Consider the following 14,506-nt stretch of genomic DNA (forward strand, 5'->3'; position numbering starts at 1 on the left):
CGTGGGTGCGGTATGTCGCGTGGGGGGATGCGGACCGCGCGGGCGGCGCCGCGCAGGTTAATAGACGTCGTAGCCCAGCGGGGCCAGTCTTTGGTCCAATGCCGCGGTGTCGTAGCCACGGACCACGGCTTGGCCGACCACGGTCACCGGCACGCCGCGCGCGCCCAGGGCGCGCATGGCGCGGGCACCGGCTTCGGTATCAATGTCCAGGACCCGGTAACGGACCTCGGCGCGCTCGAAATCGCCCTGCTGCTTGCGACAGTAGCCGCACCACTCGGCGGCGAGCATGACGATGCCGGCCTCGCCGGTGGCAACCCGCGGGTCGTCCGGATGCAGTTCCGGCTGCCGGTCCTTGGACCACCAGGCGAAGAGCCCGCCGGCAAGGCCGACGATCAGCAGGAATCCGAGGATGCGCATGGGATCGGGTCGGGGGCCAGCCACGCGGGGCGCGGACTGATCAGGGGCGGGACGGGTCAGGAGCCGGCGATTTTATCACGCGACCCCTTCTGCACCGGTCCGGCGGTCCGCTCACGCGGAACCGCCGGACCCGGTCAAGCGCGCCTCAGGCGCTCAGGTGGCGGTTCCACTCCGCGACGCGGTCTGCGTTGGCCGCCAGCACCGCCGCGGTGTCGCCCTCGATCTTCACCGAGGTGAGCGCATCGCCCTGGGCGACGGCATCGACCGCGTCCAGGCCCTCGATCACCTTGCCGAACACGGTGTGGCGGCCGTCCAGCCACGGGGTGGCCACGTGGGTGATGAAGAACTGGCTGCCGTTGGTGTTCGGGCCGGCATTGGCCATGGACAGCACGCCGCGCTCGTGGCCGACGCCATTGCTGGTCTCGTCCTCGAAGCGGTAGCCCGGACCGCCGCGGCCGGAGCCCTCGGGGCAGCCGCCCTGGATCATGAAATCCGGGATTACGCGGTGGAAATTGAGGCCGTCATAGAAGCCGCGCTGGGCCAGGTTGACGAAATTGGCCACGGTCAGCGGCGCCTTCTCGGGCAGCAGTTCGACCTTGATGACGCCCTTGGCGGTGTCGAAGGTGGCGGTCAGGCTCATGTATTCAGCTCCAGATGCCCGGAGGGGGCGATTGATTGGTTATAATAGCGCGCTTCCTTTCGTCCCCTCCCCGCGCCTTGCCCCTTCGAAGGGGGTACCTGGGTGCGTTTTCACGATCCCAGAATCCAATGTCTATCGAAAAACTGCGCAATATCGCCATCGTCGCCCACGTCGACCATGGCAAGACCACTCTGGTCGACCAGCTGCTGAAGCAGTCGGGCACCCTGTCCGAACGCACCGTGCTGGCCGAGCGCGTGATGGACAGCAATGACCAGGAAAAGGAACGCGGCATCACCATCCTGGCCAAGAACACTGCCATCACCTGGCAGGACAACCGGATCAACATCGTCGACACCCCCGGCCACGCCGACTTCGGCGGTGAGGTCGAGCGCGTGCTGTCGATGGTGGACACCGTACTGATCCTGGTCGACGCGATGGACGGCCCGATGCCGCAGACGCGCTTCGTGACCCAGAAGGCGTTCGCGATGGGCTTCAAGCCGATCGTGGTCATCAACAAGGTCGACCGCCCCGGTTCGCGCCCCGAATGGGTCGTGGAGCAGGTGTGGGACCTGTTCGACCGCCTGGGCGCCACGCCCGAGCAGATGGACTTCCCGATCGTCTACGCGTCGGCGCTGAACGGCTACGCGGGCCTGGAAGACTCGGTGCGCTCCGGCGACATGACCCCGCTGTACGAAGCGATCATGCAGCACGCGCCCAAGCCGGAAGTGGACCCGGACGGCCCGTTCCAGATGCGCATCAGCCAGCTGGACTACAACAGCTTCGTCGGCGTCATCGGCATCGGCCGCATCCAGCGCGGCACGCTCAAGAAGAACATGCCGGTTGCGATCATCGACCGCGAAGGCAAGAAGCGTCAGGGCAAGGTCCTGCAGGTGCTGGGTTTCATGGGCCTGGAGCGGATCGAGCAGGAAACGGCCGAGGCCGGCGACATCGTCGCCATCTCCGGCATCTCCGAGCTGACCATCTCCGACACCGTCTGCGCGCTGGATTTTCCCGAGGCGCTGCCGGCGCTGACCGTCGACGAGCCGACCATCTCGATGACCTTCCAGGTCAACAACTCGCCGTTCGCAGGCAACAAGGACCTGTCCGGCGGCAAGTTCCTGACCAGCCGCCAGCTCAAGGACCGCCTGGACCGCGAGAAGGTGCACAACGTCGCGCTCAAGGTCGAGCAGCTGGAAGACGCCGACAAGTTCCTGGTCTCCGGCCGTGGCGAGCTGCACCTGTCGGTGCTGATCGAGAACATGCGCCGCGAAGGCTACGAGCTGGCCGTGTCCCGCCCGGAAGTGATCATCAAGGAAATCGACGGCCAGCTGATGGAGCCGATCGAGCAGCTTGTCGTCGACGTGGAGGAAATCCACCAGGGCGGCGTGATGGAGAAGCTGGGCACCCGCAAGGCGCAGCTGAAGAACATGGAATCGGACGGCAAGGGCCGCGTGCGCCTGGACTATGAAATCCCGGCGCGTGGCCTGATCGGCTTCCAGAACGAGTTCAAGACCCTGACCCAGGGTTCGGGCCTGCTGTTCCACGTGTTCGACCACTACGGTCCGAAGGAACAGGGCTCGATCGCCAAGCGCATCAATGGCGTGATGATCGCCAACGCGCCGGGCGCCACGCCGGCCTACGCGCTGGGCCCGCTGGAAGAGCGCGGCCGCCTGTTCGCCGCCGAAGGCGACAACGTGTACGAGGGCCAGCTGGTCGGCATCCATTCCAAGGACAACGACCTGACCGTCAACGCGATCAAGACCAAGCCGCTGACCAACATGCGCGCTTCGGGCAAGGACGACGCGATCAAGCTGACCCCGGCGATCAAGTTCTCGCTGGAGCAGGCGCTGGATTTCATCGAGGACGACGAGCTGGTCGAAGTCACCCCGAAGGAAATCCGCCTGCGCAAGAAGCAGCTGACCGAGAGCGACCGCAAGCGCGCCTCGCGCGCCGCCTGATCCGCGGCACCCGCGCCTGACCGGCCCGGGGCGATCGGTTCTCACAGGACGCCGGCCTCGTGCCGGCGTCCTGCGTTTGGGCGCCCGGTTTGCCAAGCCGCGGACGCAGTCGTAGGCTTCGGTGGCAGCTCCCGGGGAGAACTGGATGCAACGCCTGACCGCATGGCTGGCCGCGGCAGCCCTGTGCTGTACCACCTCCGCCTGCCGGCCCGATCCGGAGGTGCCCGCGCCGCCGTCGCCGCCGGTGGTGGACGACTTCGCCTACGCCGAGGTCGGCATCGTGGACCTGCAGGAAGCGATGGCGCGTGGCGAGACCAGCAGCCATGCCCTGGTCGAGGCATACCTGGCACGAATCATCGCGCTCGATCGCAACGGGCCCAAGCTCAACGCCGTGATCGAACTCAATCCCCTCGCCCGCAGCGAGGCATCGGCGCTCGATGCCGAGCGTGCCGCCGGCCGCCTGCGCGGACCGCTGCATGGCATCCCGGTCCTGATCAAGGACAACATCGACGCCACGCCGATGGTGACCAGCGCCGGCTCGCTCGCGCTGGCCGGCTTCCGGCCCGGCAGCGACGCCTCCCTGGTCAAGCGGCTGCGCGAAGCCGGCGCGGTGATCCTGGGCAAGACCAACCTCAGCGAGTGGGCGAATTTCCGTTCGACCCGTTCCATCTCGGGCTGGAGTTCCATCGGCGGGCAAACGCGCAATCCGTACGCGCTCGACCGCTCGCCCTGCGGCTCCAGCTCCGGCACGGCGGTGGCCGTGGCCGCCAACCTGGCAGTGGTCGGTGTCGGCACCGAAACCGATGGAAGCATCCTCTGCCCGGCCGCGATGAATGGACTGGTCGGGCTGAAGCCCACGGTCGGCCTGGTGAGCCGCGACGGCATCGTGCCGATTTCCAGCAGCCAGGACACGGCAGGGCCGATGACGCGCAGCGTCGAGGACGCCGCACTGCTCCTGGCGGCGATCGCCGGTCGCGACCCGGAAGATCCGGTGACGGCCGACAACAGCGTGCTGTCCACGTTCGATTTCGCCGAGCAGTTGCGTCGCGGCGACCTGCGTGGCGTGCGGATCGGGCTGCTGCGCGACCGCCTGTCGATCTCGCCGGAAGTGGCCGAAGCCACGGAGCGCGCCATTGGCGCCATGCGCGATGCCGGCGCGATCGTCGTCGACACACGCATCCCGACCCAGGGCCAATGGGACGACGACGAACTGGAAGTCCTGTTGACCGAATTCCGGCCGGGGCTTGAGCGTTACCTGCAGCGTAGCCAGGCCCCCGTCAGGACCCTCGATGCATTGATGGAATACAACCGCCTGCATGCGTCGCAGGTCATGCCGCTGTTCGGGCAGGAACTGTTCGAACAGGCCTCGCGCCGCGAGGGGCTGGCTTCGCCGGCCTACATCGCCGCGCGCATGCGCGCGCGCCGCGCCGCCGGCGCCGAAGGCATCGACGCCGCATTGCGCAGCGGTCCGTTCGACGTTCTGGTCGCACCGACCACCGGCGTGGCCTGGCTGATTGATCCCTCGCAGGGCGACCGTTTCCCCGGCGAAGGCTACGGTGCTGCGGCGGTGGCCGGGTATCCGGCACTGACCGTGCCGATGGGCCACAGCAACGGGTTGCCGTTGGGCCTGGTGTTCATGGGTCCTGCCTGGAGCGAGGCTCGGCTGCTGCGGATCGGCTACGCCTACGAGCAGCTGACCCAGGCACGCCAGCCGCCGACCTTCCGCGCAAGCGCGGGGGCGCCTACCGGCGGGGCCGGCAGGCACGCGGCCCACTGACCGCTGTTCGCCTCAGACCCGGGCGTCGCTCTGGCGCTGGCCCTGCTTGCGCACGATCGCCATGGCGATCTCGAGTGATTGCTCGTAATTCAGGCGCGGGTCGACGCTGGACCGATAGGCGCGCTCGAGATCCACTTCGGTCAGCTCGCGCGCACCACCCGTGCACTCGGTGACGTCCTCGCCAGTCAGCTCCAGGTGCACGCCACCCAGGCGCGTGCCCGCGGCCGCGTGCAGATCGAACGACTGCTCAACCTCGCCCAGGATGTTGGCAAAGCGTCGCGTCTTGTACCCGTTCGCGGTGCTTTCGGTGTTGCCGTGCATGGCATCGCACACCCACAGCACGCGCCGACCGTCGCGGCGCACCGCGTCGAGCAGTGGCGGCAGCTTCTGCGCGATCTGCGCCGCGCCCATGCGGTGGATGAAGGTCAGCCGCCCCGGCTCATCGTCCGGATTGAGCACATCCATGAGGCGCAGCAACTGGTCCGGCTGCACCGACGGCCCGACCTTGATCGCGACCGGGTTGCGGATACCGCGGAAGTACTCGACGTGCGCGCCATCGAGCGCAGCCGTGCGCATGCCGATCCACGGGTAATGCGTGGACAGGTTGAACCAGCCCCACTGCCGCGGCACCTGCCGGCTCAGCGCTTCCTCGTACGGCAGCAGGAGCGCTTCGTGCGAGGTATAGAAGTCGATCCGGTTGAGGTTGTGCACCTCTGCGCCGGCGAGCGTCTCCATGAAACGCACGGCGTCGCCGATTGAGTTCACCATCTTCTGGTAATCCTCGGCGAGCGGCGAGCAGCCGACCCAGTTCAGGCTCCAGTATTCCGGGTGGTGCAGGTCGGCGAAGCCGCCATCGATCAGCGCGCGGACGAAATTCATCGTCATCGCAGAGCGCGCGTGCGCCGTCAGCATGCGCTGCGGATCCGGAACGCGCGCCGCGGCGGTGAACTCTGGCCCGTTGACCACATCACCGCGGTAGCTGGGCAGGCTGACCTCACCTCGCGTCTCCACGTCGGCCGAGCGCGGCTTGGCGTACTGCCCGGCGAAGCGGCCCACGCGCACCACCGGCAGGCGCAGCCCATGCACCAGCACCAGGCTCATCTGCAGCAGTACCTTGAGCCGGTTGGAGATGGTGCCCGACTCGCAGTCGCTGAAGTTCTCGGCGCAGTCGCCCCCCTGCAACAGGAAACGCTTGCCCTCCTGTGCCTCGGCGATCTGCTTCTTCAGCGCGAAGATCTCCCACGAGGTCACCAGCGGAGGCAACTGGCCCAGTTCGGCCAGCGCGCGCTGCAGCGCATCCGCATCCGGATACTGAGGCAACTGCAGCGCCGGTCGCGTGCGCCAGCTGCCGGGCGACCAGCCCTCGGCGAGGTTGACGGGATGCAGGGTGCGTTCGGGCGTGCTCATGGGGATTGTCTGGCTTGTAGAAGGAGCGATTGGAACGGAGGGTGCTTCAGAGGCGGCTGCGGCCCTTTCGGCGCTTGAACGCGGCGAACAAACCCCAGGCACCGAGCATCAGGAAGCCGATCAGGCTCCACACCGGCATGCTCATCCCGAACAGGGTCCAGTCCACGTCGCCGCAATTGCCGCTGCCGGTCAGCACCTTGCGCACCAGCTCAAACGGGCCCAGGGTTTCCTGCAGGAACGAAAGCGGCGGCCCACAGGAAGGCGCCAGTTCCGGTGGCAGCGTCTGCAACCAGACATGTCGACCGGCGATTCCGATGCCGACCAGAGAGGCGGCAAGCACCAGGACACCATAGAAGCCGCGGGCACCGGACGAGCGCGGCGCATGCAGGCCGCCGACCAGGAACACCAGCGCCAGCGCGGCGAACGCAATCCGCTGGAAGATGCAAAGGGGGCACGGTTCCAGTCCGTCATACAGCTGGGTCTTGATCGCGTAGAGCAGTAATGCAACGCAACCGAGGAAACCGGCAAGGAACTGCGCGCGGAAACTCCAGCGGAGAGGATTCATTGGCGGTACGGGCCCGGCGTCGATGGTGAATACCCGATTATTCCGCATCCGGGCCGGCAGCGGTAATCGTGCCGCCTGAAACGAAAAACCCCGACACGTGGCCGGGGTCTTCGTTCATCCCTGCTGCAGGGCGGCGTCGGGATTCTTACTCGGCCGCCTGCGGGCGGTCGACCAGTTCGACATACGCCATCGGCGCGTTGTCGCCGGCGCGGAAGCCGCACTTCAGGATGCGCAGGTAGCCACCCGGACGCGCCTGGTAGCGCGGGCCCAGCATGGTGAACAGGTTGCCGACGGCTTCCTTGTCACGCAGGCGGGCGAACGCCAGACGGCGGTTGGCGACGCTGTCGACCTTGGCCAGGGTGATCAGCGGCTCTGCGATGCGACGCAGTTCCTTGGCCTTCGGCAGGGTGGTCTTGATCAGTTCGTGCTTGAACAGCGAGGCAGCCATGTTCTTGAACATCGCTTCGCGGTGGGCACTGGTGCGGCTGAACTTGCGGCCGGCTTTCTGGTGACGCATGGTCGTGATTCCTGATGAATGTCGTGTCGGTTGTGGTTCGCTGTCGCCATCCTGGCGGTGGAGCTGTGGACTGCGCTGGTCCGATCCGGCATCCCTGTCCGGAGAGTCGCCGCAGGCCTTCAGGCTCGTCGGCGCCGAAACGTTCCCGCATCACGGTGGATGCGGGAACGGTGGTGCGTGCTGCTTAACCGAGCATGCCGTGGGCGGCAACGCCGGCCGGCGGCCAGTTCTCGAGCTTCATGCCGAGGGACAGGCCACGCTGGGCGAGGACTTCCTTGATCTCGGTGAGCGACTTCTTGCCCAGGTTCGGGGTCTTGAGCAGCTCGACCTCCGTCTTCTGGATCAGGTCGCCGATGTAGTAGATGCTCTCGGCCTTGAGGCAGTTGGCCGAACGCACGGTCAGCTCCAGGTCGTCGATCGGACGCAGCAGCACCGGATCCACGCCCGTCGGAGCAGCCTTGGCTGCGCCGCGATCGCGGTGGGTGAAGTCGCCGAACACCGACAGCTGGTCGCTGAGGATGTCGGCGGCGGTGCGCACGGCTTCCTCGGCGTCGATCGTGCCGTTGGTCTCGATATCGATGACCAGCTTGTCCAGGTCGGTACGCTGTTCGACGCGCGCGGCTTCGACCGCGTAGGCGACGCGGCGGACCGGCGAGAACGTCGCGTCCAGCATCAGGCGGCCGATCGTGCGGGTTTCTTCATCAGGACGACGACGAGCGGTGGCCGGCTGGTAGCCGAAGCCGCGCTCGATCTTCAGGCGCATGTTCAGCGCCGTGTCCTTGGTCAGGTGGCAGATCACGTGGTCGACGTTGAGGATCTCGACGTTGTGGTCGGTCTTGATGTCACCCGCGGTGACAACGCCCGGACCCTGCTTGGACAAGCTCAGGGTGGCGCTCTCGCCGTTGTGCATGCGGATGGCGACATCCTTCAGGTTGAGAAGGACTTCCAGCACGTCCTCCTGCAGACCTTCGACCGTGGTGTACTCGTGCAGCACGCCGTCGATCTCGACCTCGGTAACCGCGAAGCCCGGGATCGAGGACAGCAGGACGCGGCGCAGCGCGTTGCCCAGCGTGTGGCCATAGCCACGCTCGAGCGGTTCGATCACGATCTTGGCGCGATTGTCGGTGAGGCGTTCGATCTGCGGTCCGCGGGGACGCAGGACCTGGTTGGCGGTAACCGTCATGTTGCGGATTCTCCTGCAGTGAGCCGACGATCAGGGAACCGCCGGCTCTGGCTTGTGACCCCGTCATCCGGGGACGGCCGGAAGGCGGGGCAACGCGATCCGGCCGGGGTGTGGAATACGGCGCCGCGCCCGCAAGGGCGCGGCGGCCAGCCACTGTTACTTCGAGTACAGCTCGATGATCAGCGCTTCGTTGATGTCTGCCGGCAGGTCGGCCCGATCCGGGACGGCCTTGAACACGCCAGCGAACTTCTTCGCGTCGACTTCGATCCACGACGGGGTGGTGTCGTGCTGCTCGGCGACGGTCAGGGCTTCCTGGACGCGCAGCTGCTTCTGCACCTTCTCGGACAGGGCGATCGCATCGCCCGCCTTGACCTGGTACGAAGGCAGGTTCACCGGCTTGCCGTTGACCAGCACGCCACGGTGGCTGACCAGCTGGCGCGCCGACGGACGCGTGACCGCAAAACCCATGCGGTAGACGACGTTGTCCAGGCGGGTTTCCAGCAGCTGAAGCAGGTTCTCGCCGGTGTTGCCCTTCTTGGTCGAGGCCTTCTTGTAGTAATTGCGGAACTGACGCTCCAGCAGGCCGTAGATACGCTTGACCTTCTGCTTTTCGCGCAGCTGGGTGGCGTAGTCGGACAGCTTGCCTTTGCGGGCAGTCGCGCCGTGCTGGCCGGGCTTCTGCTCCAGCTTGCACTTGGAGTCCAGCGCACGGGCCGGGCTCTTGAGGGAAAGGTCGGCGCCTTCGCGGCGCGCGAGCTTACAGGTAGGACCGATATAACGAGCCATTTCTTATCGCCCCTTTAGACGCGACGCTTCTTCGGCGGACGGCACCCGTTGTGCGGGATTGGCGTCACGTCGATGATGTTGGTGATCTTGTAGCCCACATTGTTCAGCGAGCGGACGGCGGATTCACGACCCGGGCCCGGCCCCTTGATGCGGACCTCCAGCGACTTTACGCCGTAATCGAGAGCGGCCTTGCCGGCCTTCTCGGCGGCGACCTGCGCTGCGAACGGGGTCGACTTGCGCGAACCGCGGAAACCCGCGCCGCCCGAAGTAGCCCACGACAGTGCGTTGCCCTGGCGATCGGTGATGGTAACGATGGTGTTGTTGAAAGAAGCATGGACGTGAGCGATGCCGTCGGTGACGACGCGCTTGATCTTCTTCTTCGTTTTGGCTGCTGCCGGCTTTGCCATGATCGGTATCCCTTACTTCCTGATTGCCTTGCGCGGTCCCTTGCGGGTGCGGGCATTGGTGCGGGTGCGCTGACCGCGCAGGGGCAGGCCACGACGGTGACGCAGGCCGCGGTAGCAGCCCAGGTCCATCAGACGCTTGATGGCGATGCCGATCTCGCGACGCAGGTCGCCTTCGACCACGTACTTGCCGACTTCGGCGCGCAGGCGCTCGACGTCCGGCTCGGACAGGTCACGGATCTTGGTGTTGGAAGCCACGCCAGCGGCCTCGCAAACCTTCTTCGAACGGGTGCGGCCAATGCCGAAAATGCTCTGCAACCCCACCCAGACGTGCTTCTGGGTCGGCAGGTTGACGCCTGCAATACGCGCCATGACGCGATCTCCAAACTTGAGGGTCGGCACGCGCGCAGGCACGCCCGACAGGATGTTCAAAAAGTGAACTGCGAATTCTATCAATGTCCCGGATTACATGGAAGCCCAAGACCTGAAGGCCTTGAACTACGGCATGGGGAGTGTGCCCATGCTCCGGCGCCGGACTCTGCTGGCCGAACCGGTTTCCCGGCCCTGCCGTCCGCGCTACTCCAGCGCGGCACCGCATCGTCTCACCCGCGCGCGAGACGTCGCACGGGCCGCCCATTTGGATGATCCGGTTGTACCGGATGCCGGCGGAATGGGTCCGCCGGACTGGAATCTATGGTTCAGCCCCGGGCCAGACCGCCGCCGCGAGAGCCGCCCTTCAGGTTGGCCTTCTTCAACAGGCTCTCGTACTGGTGGGACATCAGGTGGGCCTGGATCTGAGCGATGAAGTCCATCACCACGACCACCACGATCAGCAGCGAGGTGCCGCCAAAGTAGAAAGAGGTGCCAAGCTGGGTGCGCATCACTTCGGGCAGCAGGCAGACGATGACCAGGTAGGCAGCGCCCGCAGCCGTCAGCCGCGTCAGCACGCCATCGATGTAGTCCGCGGTCGCCTTGCCAGGCCGGATGCCCGGGATGAGCGCACCGGACTTCTTCAGGTTGTCGGCCGTTTCCTGCGAGTTGAACACCAGCGCCGTATAGAAGAACGCGAACCCGGTGATCAGCGCAGCGAACACGATCATGTGCAGCGGCTCGCCCGGACCCAGCGCATTGGATACCCGCTGCAACCAGGTCGCCTGGGTTGCCTGACCGGACCACATGCTCAGCGTGGCTGGGAACGCCAGGATGCTGGAAGCGAAGATCGCCGGGATCACGCCCGCCATGTTGAGCTTGAGCGGCAGGAACGAGGTCTGGTTCATGTACGCATTGCGTCCGCCTTGGCGACGCGCGTAGTTGACCGTGATCCTGCGCTGTCCGCGCTCGACGAACACGACGAACCAGGTAAACAGCAGGACCACTGCGACGATCAGCAGCAGCGCCAGGAAGTTCATGCTGCCGCTGCGGTAGGCCTCGACCGTCTGGATGACCGCCGACGGCAGGCCCGCGACGATACCGGCGAAGATGATCAGCGAAACACCATTGCCGATGCCGCGCTCGGTGACCTGTTCACCCAGCCACATCAGGAAGATGGTGCCTGCAGTCAACGCCACGACCGCGGTGAGCACGAAACCCATGCCTGGGCTGTACACGACCGGCACGCCACCCGGGGCGCTCTGGTTCTGCAGGGCCAGGGCGATGCTGCCACCCTGCACCACCGCCAGCAGCACCGCGCCGACGCGCGAGTACTGGGTGATCTTGCGCCGACCGGACTCACCTTCCTTCTGCAGCGCCTTGAGCGCCGGGAAGATGTGGACTGCCAGCTGCATCACGATCGATGCCGAGATATACGGCATCACATTCAGCGCGAAGATGCTGAAACGGTGCAGGGCGCCGCCCGAGAACATGTTGAACATGTCCACGATGCCGCCACCCTGCGCCTGCATCATCGCCAGCATGGCATCGGGATTGACGCCCGGCACCGGGATGAAGCAACCGATGCGGTAGACGACCAATGCTCCCAACACGAACAGCAAGCGCTGGCGCAGTTCAGTGAACTTGCCCAGGCCGCTGCCGAGATTGCCGATACCAGCTTGCGCCATATGCCGCTTACTCCTCGATGCTGCCGCCGGCGGCTTCGATCGCGGTCTTGGCACCCGCGGTCGCCTGCACGCCCTTGATGGTCAGCTTGCGCGAAAGCTCGCCCTTCTTGACGATCTTGGCGCGCTTGGCCGTGCTAGGCACGAGCTTGGCTGCCTTCAGCGTGGCGAAATCGACGGTGTCACCTTCGATCAGCGCCAGCTTGTACAGCAGCACCTCGGCGGTGTCCTTGGCCGTCTTCGAACGGAAGCCGATCTTGGGCAGACGACGCTGCATCGGGGTCTGGCCGCCTTCGAAGCCAGCCTTGATCTTGCCCTTGCCGGAACGGGCAAACGAACCCTTGTGGCCGCGACCGGCGGTCTTGCCCAGCCCCGAGCCGATACCACGACCGACGCGGGTACGTTCCTGGCGGGCGCCCTCTGCGGGCTTGAGAGTATTCAGACGCATGGGATTCTCCTTACTCCTCGACCCGCACCAGATAGTGCAGCTGGTTGATGAGGCCGCGCACCTGAGGACTGTCCTTAAGTTCGCGCACGTCATTGAGCTTGTTCAGGCCCAGGGCCTTCACCGACAAGCGGTGACGGGCCTGGGTGCCGCGCAGGCCGCGCACCAGGCGCACCTTGACGGTCTTGTTGGACTCGTTAGCCATTGAGGAGTTCCTCCGCCTTCTTGCCGCGCTTGGCCGCGATGCGGGTCGGCGACTGCATGGCTTCCAGGCCCGCCAGGGTGGCGCGGACCAGGTTGATCGGGTTGCGCGAACCCACGGCCTTGGCCAGCACGTTCTTCACGCCCACCGCCTCGAGCACGGCGCGCATCGCGCCACCGGCGATGACGCCGGTACCCTCGGAAGCCGGCTGCATGAACACGCGAGCCGCGCCGTGGCCGGCCTTGACCGGGTGCCACAGGGTGCCGTTGTTCAGGTCGACGGTGAGCATGCCCTTGCGCGCATACTCCATCGACTTCTGGATGGCGACCGGCACTTCACGCGCCTTGCCATAACCGAAGCCGACCTTGCCGTCGCCGTCACCGACCACGGTCAGCGCCGTGAAGGTGAACTGGCGACCGCCCTTGACGGTCTTGCTGACGCGGTTGACCGCGACCAGCTTCTCGATCATGCCATCGTCGACTTTCTCTTCGCGGTTGCGGTCGCGATCGCGACCCCGCTGCTGACGCTCTTCTGCCATTTCGAATTCCTTGATTGTATGGGTATGTACGGCTCGTGGCCGCTTATGGTTGTGGTCTGGAGCAGTGCAGCGTCATGCATCCACATAAGGGACGCAGCGCCCGGCGCAACCCGCGCCGGCGGTCAAGTCGAGCCGCCCGAAGGCGACCCGCGTGGATCAGAACTGCAGGCCGCCCTCGCGGGCCGCGTCGGCCAGCGCCTTGATGCGGCCGTGGTAGCGGTAGCCCGAGCGATCGAAAGCGATCTTCTCGATGCCCGCGGCCTTGGCCCGCTCGGCGATCAGGCGGCCGACCTTGGTCGCGGCCTCGCTGTTCTTGCCGTTCTTCAGGCCGTCCTTGACGTCGGCCTGCAGCGTGTTGGCAGCAGCGATAACCTGCGCGCCATCGGCGGTGAACAGCTGTGCATACAGGTGCTGGCCGGTGCGCAGCACCGACAGGCGCGGCACGCCGAGCTTGCGGATGTGTGCGCGGGTGGACTTGGCACGGCGCAGGCGCGCGTCGTTCTTGATGCTCATGTTCGTTTCCTCTAGAAGCTGAAGTGCCCTGATTAGGCCTTCTTGGCTTCCTTGCGAATGATGACTTCGTCGGAGTACTTCACGCCCTTGCCCTTGTACGGCTCCGGCTTGCGGTACGCGCGGATCTTGGCGGCAACTTCGCCCACCAGCTGCTTGTCCGCGCCCTGGACCAGGATTTCGGTCTGGGTCGGGGTGGTGATGGTGATGCCTTCCGGCGCCACGTACACGACCGGGTGCGAGAAGCCGAGCGACAGGCTCAGGTCCTTGCCCTGCATCGCGGCGCGGTAACCCACGCCCACCAGCTCGAGCTTGCGCTCGAAACCGTCGGAAACGCCCTTGACCATATTGGCCAGGATGGCACGCACGGTGCCGGTCAGCGGCAGCAGCGCAGGATCGTTGGCCGACAGCACGGCAGTGCCGTCTTCGACGACGATTTGCACGCCGGTCGGCTTGGCCAGCGACAGGGTGCCCTTCGGGCCCTTCGCGCTCACGCTCTCCGGCTGGATATTCAGTTCGACGCCCTTGGGCAGGGAAATCGGCTTCTTGGCTACGCGGGACATGTCGTAACTCCTTCGCTTAGGCCACGTAGCACAGGACTTCACCGCCGACGCCGGCGCGACGCGCCTGCGCATCGGTCATGATGCCCTGGGAGGTGGAGATGATGGCCACGCCGAGGCCGCCGAGGACCTTCGGGAGCTCGCTCTTGCCGCGGTACAGGCGCAGACCCGAACGCGATGCGCGCTTGATCTGGTCGATGACCGGACGGCCTTCGAAGTACTTCAGCACGATCTCGAGTTCGGCCTTGTTGTTCTCGGCCTGGACGACGCGCAGGTCCGAGATGTAGCCCTCATCCTTCAGGACGGTGGCAATGGCGACCTTGATCTTGGACGACGGCAGCTTCACCGTCTGCTTGCCAACGGCGGCCGCATTCTTGATGCGGACCAGCATGTCGGCGATGGGATCAGTCATGCTCATGAGTGGTTCCTTGAGTGCACCGATATCCGCTTTCGCGAAAATCTAGATTGTCCTGGAGAGGCCAGGGCCTTTACCGCACACCCGGACGGGCCGAGGGAAGCGCGGAAGTATAGCGGAAAAACCGG

Annotated in this window: 18 protein-coding genes; 2 read left to right on the forward strand and 16 right to left on the reverse strand. The window is 65.9% G+C overall.

All coding sequences use genetic code 11. The features are described from left to right. Positions 1–57: 57 nt before the first annotated feature. Together MNQ95_RS02430 and MNQ95_RS02435 are read right to left on the reverse strand one after the other, a co-directional pair. Positions 58–417: a glutaredoxin family protein gene (locus MNQ95_RS02430; protein ID WP_241953710.1), complete on the reverse strand. Its 360-nt coding sequence runs from the start codon at positions 415–417 to the stop codon at positions 58–60. A 145-nt stretch (positions 418–562) separates the two neighbouring features. Further along, the gene (locus tag MNQ95_RS02435; RefSeq protein WP_162410784.1) at positions 563–1,057 is read right to left on the reverse strand and encodes a peptidylprolyl isomerase; all 495 of its coding nucleotides are present in this window, start codon (positions 1,055–1,057) and stop codon (positions 563–565) included. Between the two features lie 128 nt (positions 1,058–1,185). Here MNQ95_RS02435 and typA point away from each other — a divergent pair, with 128 nt between their 5' ends. Both typA and MNQ95_RS02445 read left to right on the forward strand, forming a co-directional pair. Continuing rightward, the gene (gene typA, locus MNQ95_RS02440) at positions 1,186–3,015 is read left to right on the forward strand and encodes a translational GTPase TypA (protein ID WP_162410783.1); all 1,830 of its coding nucleotides are present in this window, start codon (positions 1,186–1,188) and stop codon (positions 3,013–3,015) included. Positions 3,016–3,160: 145 nt separating this feature from the next. Further along, the gene (locus MNQ95_RS02445; RefSeq protein ID WP_241953711.1) at positions 3,161–4,792 is read left to right on the forward strand and encodes an amidase; all 1,632 of its coding nucleotides are present in this window, start codon (positions 3,161–3,163) and stop codon (positions 4,790–4,792) included. A gap of 12 nt (positions 4,793–4,804) precedes the next feature. On the opposite strand, the gene MNQ95_RS02450 is transcribed toward MNQ95_RS02445, so the two are convergent. The 14 genes from MNQ95_RS02450 to rpsH all read right to left on the reverse strand — a co-directional run bounded on the left by MNQ95_RS02450 (position 4,805) and on the right by rpsH (position 14,381). After that, a complete protein-coding gene (locus MNQ95_RS02450) occupies positions 4,805–6,199 on the reverse strand; it encodes a class II 3-deoxy-7-phosphoheptulonate synthase (protein ID WP_162410781.1) in 1,395 nt (464 codons plus the stop codon). A 46-nt stretch (positions 6,200–6,245) separates the two neighbouring features. Beyond that, entirely contained in the window at positions 6,246–6,764 is a 519-nt protein-coding gene (locus MNQ95_RS02455; RefSeq protein WP_241953712.1) for a disulfide bond formation protein B, read from the reverse strand. A 145-nt stretch (positions 6,765–6,909) separates the two neighbouring features. Continuing rightward, positions 6,910–7,281, reverse strand: coding sequence for a 50S ribosomal protein L17 (gene rplQ / locus MNQ95_RS02460; protein ID WP_052630507.1), 372 nt, complete (start codon positions 7,279–7,281; stop codon positions 6,910–6,912). Between the two features lie 184 nt (positions 7,282–7,465). Further along, on the reverse strand, positions 7,466–8,464 hold the full coding sequence (locus MNQ95_RS02465; protein WP_162410778.1) for a DNA-directed RNA polymerase subunit alpha: 999 nt from the start codon (positions 8,462–8,464) through the stop codon (positions 7,466–7,468). 156 nt (positions 8,465–8,620) lie between these two features. Then, on the reverse strand, positions 8,621–9,250 hold the full coding sequence (rpsD, locus tag MNQ95_RS02470) for a 30S ribosomal protein S4 (protein WP_162410777.1): 630 nt from the start codon (positions 9,248–9,250) through the stop codon (positions 8,621–8,623). A 14-nt stretch (positions 9,251–9,264) separates the two neighbouring features. After that, positions 9,265–9,657, reverse strand: coding sequence for a 30S ribosomal protein S11 (gene rpsK, locus MNQ95_RS02475; protein ID WP_013535974.1), 393 nt, complete (start codon positions 9,655–9,657; stop codon positions 9,265–9,267). A gap of 12 nt (positions 9,658–9,669) precedes the next feature. Then, positions 9,670–10,026, reverse strand: a complete 357-nt coding sequence (rpsM, locus tag MNQ95_RS02480; RefSeq protein ID WP_162410776.1) for a 30S ribosomal protein S13 — start codon at positions 10,024–10,026, stop codon at positions 9,670–9,672. Between the two features lie 326 nt (positions 10,027–10,352). Then, positions 10,353–11,711: a preprotein translocase subunit SecY gene (gene secY / locus MNQ95_RS02485; protein ID WP_162410775.1), complete on the reverse strand. Its 1,359-nt coding sequence runs from the start codon at positions 11,709–11,711 to the stop codon at positions 10,353–10,355. 7 nt (positions 11,712–11,718) lie between these two features. Beyond that, complete coding sequence (gene rplO / locus MNQ95_RS02490; RefSeq protein WP_162410774.1) at positions 11,719–12,156, reverse strand: 50S ribosomal protein L15; 438 nt, start codon at positions 12,154–12,156, stop codon at positions 11,719–11,721. A 10-nt stretch (positions 12,157–12,166) separates the two neighbouring features. Beyond that, entirely contained in the window at positions 12,167–12,358 is a 192-nt protein-coding gene (gene rpmD, locus MNQ95_RS02495) for a 50S ribosomal protein L30 (protein ID WP_162410773.1), read from the reverse strand. Next, entirely contained in the window at positions 12,351–12,893 is a 543-nt protein-coding gene (gene rpsE / locus MNQ95_RS02500) for a 30S ribosomal protein S5 (RefSeq protein ID WP_162410772.1), read from the reverse strand. Before rpsE ends, rpmD begins: the two co-directional genes overlap by 8 nt. Positions 12,894–13,049: 156 nt before the next feature. Then, positions 13,050–13,406, reverse strand: coding sequence for a 50S ribosomal protein L18 (rplR, locus tag MNQ95_RS02505; RefSeq protein WP_162410771.1), 357 nt, complete (start codon positions 13,404–13,406; stop codon positions 13,050–13,052). A 32-nt stretch (positions 13,407–13,438) separates the two neighbouring features. Continuing rightward, a complete protein-coding gene (gene rplF / locus MNQ95_RS02510) occupies positions 13,439–13,966 on the reverse strand; it encodes a 50S ribosomal protein L6 (protein WP_162410770.1) in 528 nt (175 codons plus the stop codon). 16 nt (positions 13,967–13,982) lie between these two features. Then, the gene (rpsH, locus tag MNQ95_RS02515; RefSeq protein ID WP_162410769.1) at positions 13,983–14,381 is read right to left on the reverse strand and encodes a 30S ribosomal protein S8; all 399 of its coding nucleotides are present in this window, start codon (positions 14,379–14,381) and stop codon (positions 13,983–13,985) included. Positions 14,382–14,506: the final 125 nt, after the last annotated feature.

Origin of the sequence: Pseudoxanthomonas daejeonensis, assembly GCF_022637495.1 — a bacterium.
Lineage (GTDB): Bacteria > Pseudomonadota > Gammaproteobacteria > Xanthomonadales > Xanthomonadaceae > Pseudoxanthomonas > Pseudoxanthomonas daejeonensis.

Coding starts and splice junctions, on each gene's coding strand:
- MNQ95_RS02430 (WP_241953710.1), bottom strand. CDS start 417: ATGCGCATCCTCGGATTCCTGCTGATCGTCGGCCTTGCCGGCGGGCTC.
- MNQ95_RS02435 (WP_162410784.1), bottom strand. CDS start 1,057: ATGAGCCTGACCGCCACCTTCGACACCGCCAAGGGCGTCATCAAGGTC.
- typA (WP_162410783.1), top strand. CDS start 1,186: ATGTCTATCGAAAAACTGCGCAATATCGCCATCGTCGCCCACGTCGAC.
- MNQ95_RS02445 (WP_241953711.1), top strand. CDS start 3,161: ATGCAACGCCTGACCGCATGGCTGGCCGCGGCAGCCCTGTGCTGTACC.
- MNQ95_RS02450 (WP_162410781.1), bottom strand. CDS start 6,199: ATGAGCACGCCCGAACGCACCCTGCATCCCGTCAACCTCGCCGAGGGC.
- MNQ95_RS02455 (WP_241953712.1), bottom strand. CDS start 6,764: ATGAATCCTCTCCGCTGGAGTTTCCGCGCGCAGTTCCTTGCCGGTTTC.
- rplQ (WP_052630507.1), bottom strand. CDS start 7,281: ATGCGTCACCAGAAAGCCGGCCGCAAGTTCAGCCGCACCAGTGCCCAC.
- MNQ95_RS02465 (WP_162410778.1), bottom strand. CDS start 8,464: ATGACGGTTACCGCCAACCAGGTCCTGCGTCCCCGCGGACCGCAGATC.
- rpsD (WP_162410777.1), bottom strand. CDS start 9,250: ATGGCTCGTTATATCGGTCCTACCTGTAAGCTCGCGCGCCGCGAAGGC.
- rpsK (WP_013535974.1), bottom strand. CDS start 9,657: ATGGCAAAGCCGGCAGCAGCCAAAACGAAGAAGAAGATCAAGCGCGTC.
- rpsM (WP_162410776.1), bottom strand. CDS start 10,026: ATGGCGCGTATTGCAGGCGTCAACCTGCCGACCCAGAAGCACGTCTGG.
- secY (WP_162410775.1), bottom strand. CDS start 11,711: ATGGCGCAAGCTGGTATCGGCAATCTCGGCAGCGGCCTGGGCAAGTTC.
- rplO (WP_162410774.1), bottom strand. CDS start 12,156: ATGCGTCTGAATACTCTCAAGCCCGCAGAGGGCGCCCGCCAGGAACGT.
- rpmD (WP_162410773.1), bottom strand. CDS start 12,358: ATGGCTAACGAGTCCAACAAGACCGTCAAGGTGCGCCTGGTGCGCGGC.
- rpsE (WP_162410772.1), bottom strand. CDS start 12,893: ATGGCAGAAGAGCGTCAGCAGCGGGGTCGCGATCGCGACCGCAACCGC.
- rplR (WP_162410771.1), bottom strand. CDS start 13,406: ATGAGCATCAAGAACGACGCGCGCCTGCGCCGTGCCAAGTCCACCCGC.
- rplF (WP_162410770.1), bottom strand. CDS start 13,966: ATGTCCCGCGTAGCCAAGAAGCCGATTTCCCTGCCCAAGGGCGTCGAA.
- rpsH (WP_162410769.1), bottom strand. CDS start 14,381: ATGAGCATGACTGATCCCATCGCCGACATGCTGGTCCGCATCAAGAAT.